15 protein-coding genes and 1 pseudogene are annotated in these 15,186 nt (G+C 67.2%); 12 read left to right on the forward strand and 4 right to left on the reverse strand.

Annotated elements, in window-relative coordinates:
- Positions 1–222 precede the first annotated feature (222 nt).
- Positions 223–3,069 (reverse strand): AMP-binding protein, encoded by a 2,847-nt coding sequence (locus WKW80_RS34105; protein WP_340368007.1) that lies wholly within the window; start codon positions 3,067–3,069, stop codon positions 223–225.
- 307 nt (positions 3,070–3,376) lie between these two features.
- Here WKW80_RS34105 and WKW80_RS34110 point away from each other — a divergent pair, with 307 nt between their 5' ends.
- The 8 genes and pseudogenes from WKW80_RS34110 to WKW80_RS34145 form a co-directional block, all read left to right on the forward strand.
- Positions 3,377–3,904, forward strand: coding sequence for a flavodoxin family protein (locus WKW80_RS34110; protein WP_340368008.1), 528 nt, complete (start codon positions 3,377–3,379; stop codon positions 3,902–3,904).
- A 17-nt stretch (positions 3,905–3,921) separates the two neighbouring features.
- Entirely contained in the window at positions 3,922–4,347 is a 426-nt protein-coding gene (locus WKW80_RS34115; RefSeq protein ID WP_340368009.1) for a universal stress protein, read from the forward strand.
- A 48-nt stretch (positions 4,348–4,395) separates the two neighbouring features.
- A complete protein-coding gene (locus tag WKW80_RS34120; RefSeq protein ID WP_422823026.1) occupies positions 4,396–4,842 on the forward strand; it encodes a universal stress protein in 447 nt (148 codons plus the stop codon).
- Between the two features lie 287 nt (positions 4,843–5,129).
- Positions 5,130–6,200, forward strand: a complete 1,071-nt coding sequence (locus tag WKW80_RS34125) for a hypothetical protein (protein WP_340368011.1) — start codon at positions 5,130–5,132, stop codon at positions 6,198–6,200.
- A gap of 23 nt (positions 6,201–6,223) precedes the next feature.
- Positions 6,224–6,733 carry a universal stress protein gene (locus tag WKW80_RS34130; protein WP_340368012.1) on the forward strand — a complete coding sequence of 170 codons (510 nt, stop codon included), beginning with the start codon at positions 6,224–6,226 and terminating at the stop codon, positions 6,731–6,733.
- Positions 6,734–6,972: 239 nt separating this feature from the next.
- Complete coding sequence (locus WKW80_RS34135; protein WP_340368013.1) at positions 6,973–7,242, forward strand: BON domain-containing protein; 270 nt, start codon at positions 6,973–6,975, stop codon at positions 7,240–7,242.
- A 306-nt stretch (positions 7,243–7,548) separates the two neighbouring features.
- Positions 7,549–8,013 carry a universal stress protein gene (locus tag WKW80_RS34140; RefSeq protein WP_340368014.1) on the forward strand — a complete coding sequence of 155 codons (465 nt, stop codon included), beginning with the start codon at positions 7,549–7,551 and terminating at the stop codon, positions 8,011–8,013.
- Positions 8,014–8,065: 52 nt separating this feature from the next.
- A pseudogene (locus WKW80_RS34145) lies at positions 8,066–8,290 on the forward strand (PEP/pyruvate-binding domain-containing protein); the annotation flags it as partial.
- Between the two features lie 15 nt (positions 8,291–8,305).
- Here WKW80_RS34145 and WKW80_RS34150 read toward each other — a convergent pair.
- Positions 8,306–8,911, reverse strand: coding sequence for a hemerythrin domain-containing protein (locus WKW80_RS34150; protein WP_340368015.1), 606 nt, complete (start codon positions 8,909–8,911; stop codon positions 8,306–8,308).
- A gap of 190 nt (positions 8,912–9,101) precedes the next feature.
- On the opposite strand from WKW80_RS34150, the gene WKW80_RS34155 reads away from it, so the two are divergent.
- From WKW80_RS34155 to WKW80_RS34170, 4 genes are all read left to right on the forward strand, one after another.
- Positions 9,102–9,623 (forward strand): universal stress protein, encoded by a 522-nt coding sequence (locus WKW80_RS34155; RefSeq protein ID WP_340368016.1) that lies wholly within the window; start codon positions 9,102–9,104, stop codon positions 9,621–9,623.
- Between the two features lie 68 nt (positions 9,624–9,691).
- On the forward strand, positions 9,692–10,174 hold the full coding sequence (locus WKW80_RS34160; protein WP_340368017.1) for an NUDIX hydrolase: 483 nt from the start codon (positions 9,692–9,694) through the stop codon (positions 10,172–10,174).
- Positions 10,171–12,795 (forward strand): magnesium-translocating P-type ATPase, encoded by a 2,625-nt coding sequence (mgtA, locus tag WKW80_RS34165; protein WP_340368018.1) that lies wholly within the window; start codon positions 10,171–10,173, stop codon positions 12,793–12,795. Before WKW80_RS34160 ends, mgtA begins: the two co-directional genes overlap by 4 nt.
- A 62-nt stretch (positions 12,796–12,857) precedes the next feature.
- A complete protein-coding gene (locus tag WKW80_RS34170; protein ID WP_340368019.1) occupies positions 12,858–13,064 on the forward strand; it encodes a hypothetical protein in 207 nt (68 codons plus the stop codon).
- 175 nt (positions 13,065–13,239) lie between these two features.
- Here WKW80_RS34170 and WKW80_RS34175 read toward each other — a convergent pair whose 3' ends face one another.
- Together WKW80_RS34175 and WKW80_RS34180 are read right to left on the reverse strand one after the other, a co-directional pair.
- The gene (locus WKW80_RS34175; protein WP_422823027.1) at positions 13,240–13,953 is read right to left on the reverse strand and encodes an ABC transporter ATP-binding protein; all 714 of its coding nucleotides are present in this window, start codon (positions 13,951–13,953) and stop codon (positions 13,240–13,242) included.
- Positions 13,946–15,184, reverse strand: coding sequence for an ABC transporter permease (locus WKW80_RS34180; protein WP_340368020.1), 1,239 nt, complete (start codon positions 15,182–15,184; stop codon positions 13,946–13,948). The genes WKW80_RS34175 and WKW80_RS34180 overlap by 8 nt, the downstream gene beginning before the upstream one ends.
- Positions 15,185–15,186 lie beyond the last annotated feature (2 nt).

The following is a 15,186-nucleotide window of genomic DNA, read 5'->3' on the forward strand; positions in this document are numbered from 1 at the left end:
GGACCACCCGTGCTTCAGCGTCCTCGCCCACCCCACCGCGCGACTCATCGGAGAGCGCGCCGCCTGTGAAATCGATCTTTCGCGCGTGATACGCCATGCGCGTCAACGCGGGCCGAAGCGCTTCGCCACGCGCAGCAGCAGGCATTGCGGTACGTGCGCCAGCATCGAACCTGACTGGCACGCCCGGGTGCAGTGCCGCAATGCCTGGGCCTTGCCCCGAGTTCACAGCTGCTCCTCGCCCGCATCCACCCGTGCGGCCATGGCCGCGTAGGCCGCGTCTCGCAAGCGCACCGCGCGCCCCAGGAGCTCACCCGGCGGCGGCTGCGGGACCGGCGGCAGCACCTCGACTTCCAGCCGCACGCGGCGAAGCCTCCAGCTGCCGTCCGGCAGTGCCGCACGGTTGCCGTGCAGGACCACGGGCGCCACCGGCACCTGCGCCTGCGCCGCCGTGAGGAAGGCGCCGAGCCGGAACGGCAACAGGCCCGGCGCGGCCCCGAACGTCCCTTCAGGGAACACCAGCAGGACATCTCCCCGTCGGGTATGCGAAGTCATTTCATGTGTGTCTTCCGCCGCGCGGCGCGGGTCGAAACGCTCGACGAAGACAGCGCCGAGCCGGCGCAGGAACAGGCCGACGACGCGCTGCGGCCCCAGTTCGGCCTTGGCCACGAAAACGCACGGCCGCGACAAGGCCGCCAACAGGATCGCCCCGTCGAGGTAGCTGCCGTGGTTGCTCACGAGCACGCAGGGGCCCTCAGGAAGGTTCTGCAGGCCCTCGATCCGGGGCGCCATGCCCGTGAGCGCAAAGAACACCCGCGCCGCTGCGCGACTGACGGCCCACGCGCGTGCGGGACGGGGCTGCGCCACAGTCAGCAGCCAGGCAGGCGGCGCGAGCAGACCGAACACGAGCGCCCCATGCATCGCAAACAGCAGCTCACCCGCCGACCGGGCGGCGCGCGCCAGTTGCATGCGGGCCGCGCCCGCCGCCAGCCGCAACAACTGCAGGTGCCGGGCGTCCGGGCCGAAACGGCCGCCGCGGCCCTCGTACAGCGCGCGGCATGCAGAGCGCCGGATCTTGCCGCTGGAGGTCTTGAGCACGGTGTGCGGCGGCGCGAGCACAACGTCGTCCGGCGGCTCTCCGATGGTGTCGATCACGGCCCTTGCCACCGCCTGCCGCAGGCGCGGCTCATCGGCGGTGGCGGGCCTGGCCTCCGCCAACACGACCAGGCGCTCCGTGCCGGTCGCAACGTCGGGGCTGCCGAAGACCGCGACGCAGCCCTTGCGGATGCCCTCCACCTGCCCGACCGCATCCTCGATCTCCTGCGGATAGAGATTGCGGCCGGCGCGGATCACGATGTCCTTCACCCGGCCCGTGATGTAGATGTCGCCCGCGGCCGCATAGGCGCGATCGCCGCTGTCGAGCCAGCCGTCGTGCAACAGTTGCGCGGTCTTCTGCGGGTCGCGAAAGTAGCCGTGCGTTGCCGACGGGCCACGGAACTCCAGCCGCCCTTCCTGGCGCTCTCCAAGCTCGTGGCCATCCCCGTCGACGATTCGCACCGCATGTCCGGACAGCGGCCTGCCGCAACCGACAAAGCGCAGCGCGTTCGCGTCGTCGGAGCGCGTCGACAGCGCCCGGCCTTCGCGGCTGAAGGCCTCGCGCTGCACTGCGTCCACCGGCGCCACCCGGCCGAGCGGCGGGAACAGCAGCCCCACCGATGACTCCGCCAGCCCGTACACGGGCGCCATGGCCTCGGCGCGCAGGCCACAGGCCGCAAAGCGCTCGCTGAAGCGGCGTACGGTCGCGGCGCTGACCGCTTCGGCACCGTTGAACAGCAGGCGCACCGAGCGCAGGTCGAGGTCGGCCAGCGCCGCATCGTCGATCTGCCGGAGGCACAACTCGTAGGCGAAGTTCGGCCCGGCCGAGATCGTCCCGCGCCAGCGCTGCAGCGCCTGCAGCCAGCGCGAGGGCCGCGCCAGGAAGGCCAGAGGCGACATGACCACCAGCGGCATGCCGACGTAAAGGCTGCCGAGCCAGGCGCCGATGAGGCCCATGTCGTGGTACAGAGGCAGCCAGCTGACGAACACGTCGGCCGGGCTGGCTTCGATCGCCTGTGCCATGGCGCGGATGTTGGCGAGCAGGTTGGCATGCGAGAGCACGACGCCCTTGGGACTTCCGGTGCTGCCCGATGTGTACTGGATGAAGGCGACGTCCTTGCCGGACACGGCAAGCGGCGCCGGCGTCGCGCCGTGCGCGGTGAGCTGCTGCGGCGTGAGCACCGTCCGCAGGCCTTTCACCCGGGCCTGCAGCATGCGCGCGACCAGCCGCCCCTCCGGCACCGTCACCAGCGCCACGGCGCGGGCGTTGTCCAGCAAGGCGGCATGCCTCAGCACGTGCTCTTCGATTTGCGAGGGCCGACCCGGTGGGTAGATGGGCACCGGGATCGCTCCCGCCATCAGGATGCCCAGATAGGTGCTGAAATATTCGGGGCAGGTCGGCAGCATGATGGCCACGGTCTCCCGTGGCGCGACGCCCAGTGCCTGCAGCCCGGCGGCCAGCGCCGCCGCATCGGCTGCGAGCGCACCGTAGGTGATGGGGCGCTCTTCCCCGTCTTGCAGCACCGTCACCTGGGTGCGACCGGGATGCTCCCGCGCGTGCCAGGCCAGCACTTCCAGCAAGGTGGAAGCGGATGCCGGCTCGCCCGCCGCATCGGGTGCGGGTGGCGCAAGCGGCGCGGGCGAGGGCCGCGGTGCCGACTTGGCCGGGGCAAGGTCGACAGGGTGGCCGCGCTCAAGGGCGTGCAGCAAGTCCTTCACCTTCTCGGCCGTCACCAGTGCGTCTTCCGGCAAGGACACGCCGAACGCCTGCTCTGCGCGAAGCAGCAGTTCCGTGCGGGCAAGGCTGTCGAGGCCCAGATCCTGGTCGAGCCGGCTGGCGAGCGTGACCGGCGGCAGGTCCGCCGCGTCGGGATGCAATTCGAGCAGGGTCGCTTCCACAAGCCGCAGCAACGCCGTGGCATCGGTGCGTGTGTGCGCGGCAGGCGACGGTTGAGTGGGCGAGGCGATGAGGTCCATGGGGGCTCGGTGACGGGAGCCCCGCAGTCTGCGCCGCCGCGCCTGGATTGGTCTTGCGGCGCATCAAGTCCGGGCACCGTGGGCATATCGACAGCCACCGCGGCCATTCCCAGCGGGAGACGCCGCAATCTGCTCATCAACCGGATCCAGCGAGTGCGCCACCCGAGTCGATGGTCCCTTGATCCAGCGCAACCCCCTCGGCGGTCCGCTCCGCGAGCATGAGCGCACGACGGAACCCTCTTGTTCCCCGGGCGCACGCACTGCCCACAGGCCAGGACTTTCATCAACTCACGCAAAGGAGCCGATCATGAGCAAGGTACTCGTGGTGTTCTATTCCCATACAGGCACTTCGCGCAAGGTCGCCCAGCTGCTTTGCGAGCAGCATGGCTGGACCCTCGCTGAAATCACGGATGAGTTGCCGCGCAGGGGCCTCCCGGGCTACCTGCGCAGCGTGCTCGACTCGATGCTGCGTCGCCATCCGCCCATTCGCTACGACGGCCCGTTGCCAAAGTCGTTCGACGCCGTGGTGCTCGTGTCGCCGATCTGGGCCTGGCGCCTGGCCAGTCCCATGCGCAGCTTCGTGATGCGGCGACAAGACCACCTGCCGGACGTCGCCGTCGTCTCGGTGATGGGCGGCGGTGGCGCTGCCAATGCGGTGGACGAGGTCTCACGAATTCTCGGTCGCGCGCCCCTCCTCCACGCAGCCTTCACGCAGCGCGAAGTCGAGAGCGGCAGCCATGCGCAGCGCCTTCAATCCTTCGGCGAGGAACTCGTCCGCGCAGAAGGCGCCCCTCGCCCCGTTCACCCCATCACGCTGAGCCGGCAGACGGCCTGACGAAAGAGAGCATTTTCATGAAGATCCTTGTCGCAACCGATGGCTCCAAATATGCCCTGCGCGCCGTGAAGTACGCGGCGCGACTCGCGCATCTCTTGCGCACCAGAAACAAGATCACGCTGATCAGCGTGCATGACGACGCCGGCCTGAGGCATGCGAGGTCCTTCGTCGGCAAGGACCAGGTCGCGGACTACCTGCGCGAACTCAGCGAGAAGGAGATGAAGCCAGCCATCAAGCTGCTGAAAGCCGATGACATCGGCTACGACATGGAGATCCGCACGGGCCATGTCGCGCAGGAGATCGTCGCATGCGCGAACGAAGGCAAGTTCGACATGATCGTGCTGGGTTCCAAGGGGCGCGGCGCGGTGGCCGACATGTTGCTCGGCTCTGTCGTGCACAAGGTGATGGCGCTGGCGAAGCAGCCGGTCTTCGTCGTGAAGTAGACACCCACCGCCCCACCATGGAGGTACCCCATGTACCAACGACTGCTTGTGCCTTTCGACGGCAGTGCGGCGTCCAGCGCCGGTCTTGCCGAGGCCGTCCGGCTGGCTGCGCTGACGCATGGCCGCCTGCGCTTGATGCACTGCATCGATGAGCTGTCGTTCGCGTTTACGGTGGACGCCTTCGCCGGCGTCGCGGGCGGCTTTCTGGATGACCTGCGCAAGAAGGCCGCCGCCCTTCTGCACGGCGCCAAGGACAGGGCTGCGGCAGCAGGCGTCGAGGCAGAGGGCGTCGTGTACGACAACCTCTACGATTCCGTGGCGGAGATGGTGATGCGCGAAACGGCGTCCTGGCAGGCGGATCTCATCGTGATCGGAACGCATGGCAGGCGCGGTGTGCGGCGAGCCATGCTGGGCAGCAGCGCGGAACAGATCCTTCGCCTGTCGCCGGTGCCCGTGCTGCTCGTTCGCGCCGAGGCAAAGAATGACCAGGGATGACTGGAGACCGGACATTCCTTGACCTGCGTCAAGCCCTCCAACGCGAGGAAGACTACAGTGAACGCATCCCCCGCGCGAGGGATTTCGCGGCATCCGCCCGATGCCGTGGGTTGAAGCCAGGCTCAGTCAGCGCGCGCGTCAGCGCAGGGGCCGGGACCTTCACCAGGCCCGCCGATCCGCAAGGATGGCGGGCCTTTTCTTTCCATGTGTCCCATTGATTGCGCCAGATCAAGACCGGCATCGCGCATGGTTCCTACAGTCGATCCACCGCCATGCAGGAGAACGCGATGTCCGACTCTTTCCCGCCACGTGCCGACGACGACGGTCTCCAGCCGCCGGCGGTCGACCTTTTCGATGACGCCGGGCGGCCGGAGGAGGCACTTCACCCCGGTTTCCGGCAACTGCGAGACAGTCCCTTGCTGGCACCGGCACGCGACCTGCTGCGTGCGTTGCAGGGGGACTTTCCGGACCGTGAGTTCGCCGAGCGATTCCAGACCGGCAGCTTCGAGGCAGCGTTGCTCGAGATCTACCTGTTCGAGATGTTCCGCTCGGGCGGCCACCAGGTGGACCGCAGCCATCGCGATCCTGCTTTTCTCCTGGCCCGGGGCGGTATCCGCGCCGCGGTCGATGCCCTGACGGTCGGGATCCAGTTCGGCGATGGCAGCGGTCCGGCTTCGGGATCGCCGCGGGACGAACAGCCGCGCGCAGGCGCCGGCGGCAGCCTCATTCGCAAGCTCCAGCAACGGCAGTGGGCTCTGCCCCACACGGACGGGCTGCCTTTCGTCATCGCGGTCCAGGACTTCGAGCACATGGAACTCCCGCACGGCGCCCCACCATCGGCGGTGCTGCATTTCCTCTTCGGCGCGCCACCCTCGCAAGAGATCGGTGCAGTGCTTCCGGAAGGGTTCTTCGGCCTGGGCGGTGCCGAGCACATCTCGGGCATCCTGTTCTGCTGCGACGCCACGGTCTCCAAGTTCAACCGCCTCGCACAGGAGGGGCACGGCTCCCGAGCCGTGCACCTGTTGCGCCATGGCAGTTGCCTCGGCGCCCAAGGCGACCTGGACGCGCCAGCCGGCTTTGTCTACGAGGTGGGCCAGCGTGGCACGCAACGGGAAGCCTGGAACGAGGGCACGGTGCTGGTCCACAACCCCCACGCGCGGCATCCGCTGCCGCGCGAGTGGCTCGGCGCAGCCACCGAGGTGGCATTCGAGGATGGCCACGTCGCGACCCGCTTCGAGCGGGGATTTCATCCGTTCACCTGCACGACGGAGACGCTCGCCGGGGACACGCCGGCATGGTGGCTCGAAACGCGGACCCGCCTGCTCGAAAAAGATATGGCCGCGCATCCGCCAGCATGAATCGGCCAAGGAAAGGAAGCCCCATGTACCAAAGAATCCTGGTGGCCGTCGACGGCAGCGACACCTCCAACAAGGGATTGGACGAGGCCGCCGAACTGGCCAGGCTGGCCAAGGCGACCCTTTGCCTCGTCCACGTCATCGAGATCACCGATCACGTCACCGGCTTCGAGCCCTGCGAGGTGTTCTTCAACGACGCGCTCCCGGCCATGGAACGCGCGGGCAAGCGCATCCTCCAGCGTGCCGGCGACCGTGCCGCAACGCATGGTGTCGAAGTGCAGACGCGGCTGCTGAAGAACCTGGCGGCGCGCACCTCGGAAGTCATCATCGCCGAGGCGATCGCCTGGCACGCTGACCTCATCGTGATCGGCACCCACGGCCGGCACGGCGTCGACCGCCTGCTCTATGGAAGCGAAGCGGAGGACGTGCTGCGTCGCGCGCCGGTGCCGGTGCTGCTCGTGCGCGCCGCATCGCCCGGGGCGCAGGCCGTGCCGGCACGCCCCGCCCTCGAGCCCGCCGAAGCCGGCGCCACCTGAGGAGCCGCCATGCCAGCCACATCGTCGGATTTCAAGCGTGCGGCGGCACTGCTCGCCAGCAAGCTTCGCGAATCGCCCTGCTCGCTGCGGGCCTTCCGGCGGCGCATCACTTCGGCGCAACCGCCTGCCGAGGCTGGCGTCCAGGCGTCGGAGCGAAGCCGGCAGGTGGCGCGAAGAAACCAGGATGTCGATCCGCGCGTCGGCGCAAACGGAAACCAACCAGCACAAGGAGCCGCCTCATGAACCCGGACATGGAACTGCGACACGAAGTCTTCGCGGCCCTCAACTGGGAGCCCGCGATCGATGCCTGTGCTGTGGACGTGCGCGTCAAGGAAGGCGTCGTCATCCTGCGCGGCATCTTGGTGGACGAACGCCAGAGAGTGGCGGCCGAAGCCGCCGTCCGGCGCGTCGAGGGTGTCAGGACCCTGATCAACCGCCTGACCGTGAACCCGGCCGCGCAGCCGGTGCGCGACCCCGCTGCCCGGGACGGCGTTGCCGCCGGCCTGTAGTTGCAGTCGACACGGGCACCCTGCCCGTCGTCCTTCATCGCGCCCGCTTCGGGCAGCGCGCGTCGGGAGCGGCAAAATCGGAGGCTGGATCTGGGGGATCAGTGAAGGTGTCGTGGGGGTCGCGGCCGATCGATTCGGCGGATACCAGCGCTTGAAGTTTCTGACGTCTTGCCCATTGAGTACGGCGCAACGCATCTGCAGCAGCGCGTTTGCTCCGACGCGAGTCCACTGCATGTGCCCGTTGCGTTTCATGCGTTGGCCAATCACGTAGTCGACGACCGATTCAGCGCCGCAAAGGAGTGCTCCATGTACCAGCGAATTCTTGTTCCTGTCGACGGCAGCGCGACGTCCGACGAAGGTCTTGCCCAAGCGATCCGCATGGCCGAGCTGACGCATGGCCGCCTTCGCTTGGTGCACTGCATCGACAACCTGTCCTTTGCATTTGCACTGGACGCCTATGGCGGCGTGTCCGGAGCCTCCCTGGACGACCTGCGCAAGGATGCTGCCACGCTCCTCACCATCGCCAAGGGCAAGGCCGCGGTGGCAGGCGTCGAGGCGGATGGCGTCGTGTACGACACCTTCAACGATCGCGTGGCAGAGATGGTGACGCGGGAAGCGGCGTCGTGGGGCGCCGATCTCATCGTGATCGGAACGCACGGCAGGCGCGGTCTCCAGCGAGCCATGCTGGGCAGCAGCGCCGAGCAGATCCTTCGCATCTCGCCGGTGCCCGTGCTGCTCGTTCGTGCTGCGATGCAGGACGGCAAGGAATGAGCAGCGCACGACCGAGCCGTATCGCATACCGCAAAACGTCGAGGGGACGCCAATGTCCCCGCAAGCAACCTTCATCCGCTGGTTTTCCAAGCTGGGCGCCGACAACGTGCCGACCGTGGGCGGCAAGAACGCATCGCTCGGCGAGATGTATCGCGCACTCACCCCGCACGGTGTGCATGTGCCCAACGGCTTCGCCATCACCGCGGACGCCTATTGCCGAACGCTCGAGCAAGCCGACGCGTTGCCGCGCTTGAGGGACGTGCTGGACGGCCTCGATGTAAGCCACCTAACGTCAGGCGGAGCTTGCCGCACCCAATCCAATAGGAGCCGGTATTGCTTTGACAATCCGGGTGAACAAGGCGGTGTACTCGGCATCCGGCTTGCATCCGGTCAATGGATCATGATTCGTGCCGAAGGCGCGATCGAGTTCAATCCAATCCTCCTCGGTGAGCACCTGTTCGGCCAACGGTAGGATTTCGCGTTCTTCCATAGCCATGTGCGCCAGGTAGAAATCCACGTAGCGTTCCATCGCGGTCTCGAAAGCCTGCCGGCGTGAGTCGCCCATCATCTCGAAAGCCAGCAGGGCATGCTCGACGTTGCGAATCTTCCTCTCGCCGCGATCGTGGTCGTCATCCAACCGATCGAGCAGTTCACGTGACATCGGTGTCCTTGAACGCAGCTTCGGAAAAAGCAGTTCGGACTCTTTGCGGTGGTGACGCTTCTCGGGAAACTCGTCGACGTAGAACAGCATGGCGCGCAGCGCCGCAAAGTCAGGCAAGGTGCCGTCTCGCCGGTGCTGTGCGAGCAACATGAGGATGGACCTCAGCATCGCCGACAGCGCGGCATGCTCTTCCCGGATGATGCGAGTGGTGGTGTGGGTGGTGACTTGCTGGGTCATGCGATGCCTCCTATGGGGGTGCATTGAAGATTCGCGCAACTTGCGCCTTGCCCGCTTGCGCCAGATCAATCCTTGCGCGCCGATAGACGAACGGCCCTGCGCGCGAGATCGAATTTGCTTGCGCCACATCAAACCCACGGCGTACCGCCGTTTTCATACTGGCCGCATCCCATCACAAAAGGAGATTGCGATGTACCAGAAGATCCTTGTTCCCATCGACGGCAGCCATACCTCCTCGCGCGGCCTGCAGGAGGCGATCCGCCTGGCCAAACTAACCAAGGGCCGCTTGCGCCTGGTTCACGTCATTGATGAACTGTCCTTTGCACTGGCGATGGACGCCTATGCGGGCCATGCCGGCAATTGGCTCGACACCCTGCGCGAAGCCGGCATGAAGCTGCTCAAGGGTGCCAAGGCGGAGGCACTTGCTGCCGACATCGACGCCGAGGTCGTGCTGCACGACAGCTTCAACGGCAAGGTAGCCGAACTGGTGGCGGCAGAAGCGTCCAGCTGGCCGGCAGACCTGATCGTGCTTGGCACGCATGGCCGGCGCGGCATCGGGCGCATGTTCCTCGGAAGTGGCGCGGAAAGCATCCTGCGCATCGCGTCCGTGCCGGTGTTGCTGGTGCGCTCGCCCGAGGAAGCCGCGGTGGCCGATGCCCCAAAGGTGGCCGCTCGCGTGAGCATCCCGTCGACAGCGCTGTCGATCGAATAGAGGCCGTGGAAGCTGCGACGTCCGCCCAGCAGCGCGAAGGACTTCCCGCGCAGCACACAATCCTGCGCATGGACAGCCCGTCACGACGCATCGGCCGGCGCAGCGCGGGGCTACTGATGTATCGCCGCCGCTGCGGCACGCTCGAAGTGCTGCTGGTTCACCCGGGCGGGCCATTGTGGGCGGGTCGCGATCTCGGTGCCTGGTCCATTCCCAAGGGCGAGATGAACGATGCATCCGAAGACCCCCTCGACGCCGCGAAGCGCGAATTTGCCGAGGAAACGGGCTTTGCGCCAGGCACGCAATGGATCGGGCTCGGCGAAGTCCGCCAGCGCAGCGGAAAGCGGGTCACCGCCTGGGCGTTTGAGGGCGATGCCGATCCCGCTGCTCTGGTCTCCAACGCCTTCGAAATGGAATGGCCACCTCGTTCCGGACAGCGTCGGGCGTTTGCCGAGGTCGACCGTGCGGCATGGTTCAACCTCGAGGCGGCCCGATTGCACATCCACGAGGCACAGCGCGTGTTCCTCGAGCGGCTCCAGGCCATCGCCAAATGACGACTTCGGGCCGCACGGGGGCCGACGGACACACCGCGCCCTGGTGGAGTGGTGAAGCGCCATTCGCCGCCGCAGGACTGACACAGGAGCGCGCCGCCCAGGCGCTCATCGAACGGGGTCCCAATACCTTCGAGGAACATGAACGCCAGTCCTTGCTCGTGCAGTTCATCCTGCGCTTTCGCAACCCGCTCGTGCTGATCCTGCTGGCAGCCAGTGCGGTGTCGGCAATGACGGGGGACGTCGCCAATTTCATCATCATCATGGCAATGGTGCTGCTGAGCGTGACGATCGACTTCGTGCAGGAGCATCGTGCGAGCAATGCGGCCGAGAAGCTGCGCGCCTCTGTAGCCCTGCGCGCGAGCGTCGTGCGCGACGGGCAGGCCCGCGAGGTTGCCGTCATGGAGATCGTGCCCGGCGACCTTGTGCACCTCTCGGCGGGCGACCGCGTGCCGGCGGACGGCCGCGTGCTGGAAGCGAGAGACTTCTTCGTCAACCAGGGCCTCCTCACCGGCGAGTCCTACCCGGTCGAGAAGCGCCCGGGCACCCTTCCCGCCGACGCCAGCGAACTGCAGCAGGCCGTCAATGCGGTGTTCACGGGCAGCACCGTGGTCAGCGGAAGCGCACAGGTCCTTGTGATGGCGACGGGCCGCTCCACCGCGCTGGGCGAGGTGGCGCACAGCCTGCTCGCGCCACCAGAGCCCACGGCCTTCGAGATCGGGACCCACCGTTTCGGCCTGATGATCATGCGGCTCACGATCCTGCTCGTGCTCTTCGTGCTGCTGTTCAATGCCTGGCTGCACCGGCCACTGCTCGATTCGTTCCTGTTCGCGGTGGCACTGGCGGTGGGCCTCACGCCCGAGCTGCTGCCGATGGTGGTCTCGGTCACGCTGTCGCGCGGCGCGATGCGCATGGCGAAGCGCCGTGTGATCGTGAAGCGGCTGCCGGCCATCCAGAATCTCGGCTCGATGGACGTCCTGTGCACCGACAAGACCGGCACGCTGACCGAGGCAAAGATCAGCCTGGCCGGTTGCTGCGACGCCGAGGGACGCGACAGCCCCCGCACGCTGATGCTGGCCCACCTCAACAGCGCCTTCGAAAGCGGACTCAAGAGCCCGCTGGACGATGCCATCCTGGCCCACAACGCCGACGTTTCGGCGTGGCGCAAGATCGACGAGGTCCCCTTCGACTTCGAACGCCGGCGCGTGTCGGTTCTGGTCGAACGCGGCGCGGAACGCTGGCTCGTGGTCAAGGGCGCCCCCGATGACGTGCTCGCACAGTGCAGCAGCCGGGACGGCCAGGACGGCGAGGCCACGAGTCCACTGGACGCGGCTGCGATCGATGCTCTGCACGAGCGTTGCCGCGGCTTCGAACGCGATGGCTTGCGCGTACTGGCCGTCGCATGGCGCGTGGTGTCGTGCGAGCATGACCATGCCAACGTGCGCGACGAGCGCGAACTCGTGTTCGCGGGCTTCGCCACTTTCATCGACCCGCCCAAGTCCGGTGCCGGCGAGGCCCTGGCCGCGCTCGCGCGCAGCGGCGTGCAGGTGAGGATCGTCAGCGGCGATAGCGAGCTCGTCACACAGCACCTGTGCGGTCTGCTGGGCATTCCCGTGGAGGGCGTCCTGACCGGCCGCGAGATCGCGCAGATGGACGAATCCGCGCTGCGTGCACGCGTGTCGCGCACCACCCTTTTCTGTCGCGTCAACCCGGCGCAAAAAAACCGCATCGTGCTCGCCTTCAAGGCGCGCGGCCATGTGGTGGGCTACCTCGGTGACGGTATCAACGACGCGCCACCGTTGCGATCCGCCGACGTCGGCATCACTGTCGATAGCGCCGCCGACGTGGCGCGCGAGGTGGCAGACATGGTCATGCTCGACCACGACCTGTCCGTGCTGCACGACGGCATCATCGAAGGCCGGCGCACCTTTGGCAACGTGCTCAAGTACATCATGATGGGCACCAGCTCGAACTTCGGCAACATGCTCAGCATGGCTGTGGCTTCGGTGTTCCTGCCCTTCCTGCCGATGCTGCCGACGCAGATCCTGCTCAACAACATCCTCTATGACCTGTCGGAGGCGGCCATCCCCCTCGACCAGGTGGACGCGAGCGACCTGACCCGACCGCGCACTTTGGACATGGCATTCGTCCAGCGCTACATGTGGCTGTTCGGTACCATCAGCTCTGCGTTCGACGCGCTGACCTTCTGGCTGTTGCTGCACATCATGCACGCCGATGAGGCGCTGTTTCGCACCGGCTGGTTCATGGAATCCCTGGTCACGCAGGTACTGGTGATCTTCGTGATCCGCACGCGTGGACGGCCATGGGCGAGCCGGCCGAGCGGCGTGCTGACGGCGACTTCACTGCTGGCGGTGGCCACCGCCCTGGCGCTGCCGTTCACGCCACTGGGCGCGCTCTTCCACTTCGAGCAGCCACCCCTGGTCTTCTTCGCGTGGCTGGGGGGCATGCTGGTGGCCTATCTTGCCCTGGTCGAGACCGCCAAGCGATTCTTCTACGCGCGACTGGCGCCCCTGGGTGGAAAAGCTCCGAAGCTTGACAGGCCGTTCACCAACCCTTCCCAAACGACACGAAGCATTGATACGCCGTTGACATTGGACGCTTAGATTGAAACTGCGCCCCCAGAGAGTGCGCGATCCCGGTTTCAAGGCTTCCAAAGGAGACGATGATGAACGAATCGCATGCTTCCATCGGCTACGAATTGCGCTTTTGCCGCCTGTGCGACGGCGGCCAGGCGTTCGCATTTCCCTGCGATGCGCTGGGACACGTCGACATGGATTCCATGAGCGAGCGCACACGCAACAACTACCTCTTCGCGCGGGCCCTCATGGGCATCGACATCGCACGGCCCGACGTTCGTCTGCGGGGACACTGAAAGGTCAAGCTCAAGCCGCTCAGAATGCCGCGCTACGTTCGATCCCCCGGTAGCTCGCCAGGCATCGATTGCATGCGGCGGAGCGCATCAACGACAACCGCAAGGCAAGGGAAACGCCAGAGTGGGCGGGCATCGAGATGGCCGATCCGTTTTGCGAACGGCACCTTGCGCCATCTCAAGCCTGCGGCACACCCGATGCCTGCCCGGCCCCCGCCAGCATGCCGTCGACGACCCGGATGGTCCGGTCGCAGCGCGCGGCCAGCGCCGGGTTGTGCGTGACGAACAGGATGGCCATGCCGCTGTCGCGATTGGCCTGGCGCAGCAGGTCGAACACGGCATCCGCAGCCTGCGTATCGAGGTTGCCGGTGGGCTCGTCGGCGAGCAGCAGGGGTGGCTTCATGGCGAGCGAGCGGGCCACCGCGACGCGCTGCTGCTGCCCGCCGCTCAACTGGCCGACCCGGCTGTCCTGCCACCTCGACAGGCCGACGCGGCCCAGCAGGTCGGCGGCACGCTCGGCCATGCGGTCGTTGAAGAAGCCGGCGTCGCCGAGCATGGGCATCATCACGTTCTCCAGCGCGGTGAAGGCCGACAGGAGGTTGTGGTACTGGAAGACGAAGCCGATGCTGTGCCCGCGCAACCGGGTCAGCGCATGGTCGTCGAGCTGCGTGGTTTCCTCGCCGCAGATGCGCAGCGATCCGCTGCTGGGCCGGTCGAGCAGGCCGACGATGTTGAGCAGCGTGCTCTTGCCGGAGCCCGACGGGCCCATCACGGCGCAGAACTCGCCGCGCGCCAGCGACAGGTCGATGCCATGGAGCACTTCGGCCTCGTTGGGCATGCCGATGTTGAAGGCCTTGCGCACGCCGCGCATGCAAACCACGTCCTCAGCCACGGATGGCCACCACGGGGTCGAGCCGCGCCGCGCGCAGCGCGGGCGCGAACGCGGCGGCCAGGCCGGTCAGAGTGGCCAGCAGCAGCGAGGCGACGAAGAGCCCCGGCTCGATGGCCAGCGGAAACAGCGGCGTGCCGTCGGGGTTGAGCGCATAGCGACGCCACAGGCCCAGGGCGACCAGGCCGATCAGCGAGCCGCCGACGGCGCCGAGCAGGCCGAGCAAGCCGCCCTGGATCAGGAACACCCGCAGCACCTGCGCGCGCGAGACCCCCATGGCGCGCAGGATGCCGATCTCGCGCGACTTCTGCACCACCGACACCACCAGCACGCTGGCGATGCCGAAGGCCACCGACAGGCCGACGAAGAAGCGGATCGCCGTGTTGGAGGTCTTCTGCGCCTGTACCGCGGTGAAGAACTGCGCGTTGGTCGCGATCCAGCTGTCGGCCTCGACCCCGGTCTCGCGGGTGATGCGCTGCGCCACTCGCTCCGCCGCGTAGATGTCGCGCAGGTTCACGTCGATGCTGGACACCCCGCCCGGCAGGCCCAGCAGGGACTGCGCCGTGCGCAGCGCCACGTAGGTGGTGCGCTGGTTGGCGCCCTTGTTGCCGAGGTCGAAGATCCCCGTCACGGTGAGCGTGTTGTCGCCGCCGTTGGCCGAGGTGGCGCGCAGCTTGTCGCCGATCGACACGCCGAGATCGCTGGCCAGCTCGAGGCCGACCAGGATGTCGGTGTTGGTGAGGCGGGGGCTGCCCATGACGAGCTTCGACGGCACGTCGACCACCTGGAAGTAGAGCTCCGGCGTCACGCCGATCAGCGAGATGGCGCGGCTCGCGTCACCGCGCACCACCAGCGCAGAGCCTGTGGCAGCGGGCGATACCAACGTCACCTCCGGCATCGCCTGGATCTGCCGGGCCAGTGCCTGCCATTGGTCGATCGACTTCAGGCGCTGCAGCGGCGCCTGCACCACCGGGATCTCGCCCAGCCCCGCAGCACCGCCAACTGCCGCGCCGAGCGGCCGCGCCATTTCCTTGGGCGGAAGAAGCTGGATGTGCGCTTGGGCGGTCAGGACGCGCCGGATGAAATTCGCCTGCAGGCCGGTCAGCAGCGCCGACATGAAGATGATGACAGCCACGCCGATGGTGATGCCGGCGATGATGAAGACGGTCTGCATGCGTCCCTCGCGAAGGAAGCGCGATGCCACGATCCATTCGAATGGAAGCCAGTGATTCATGG

This window comes from Variovorax humicola (genome assembly GCF_037889915.1).
GTDB classification, from domain to species: domain Bacteria; phylum Pseudomonadota; class Gammaproteobacteria; order Burkholderiales; family Burkholderiaceae_C; genus Variovorax; species Variovorax humicola.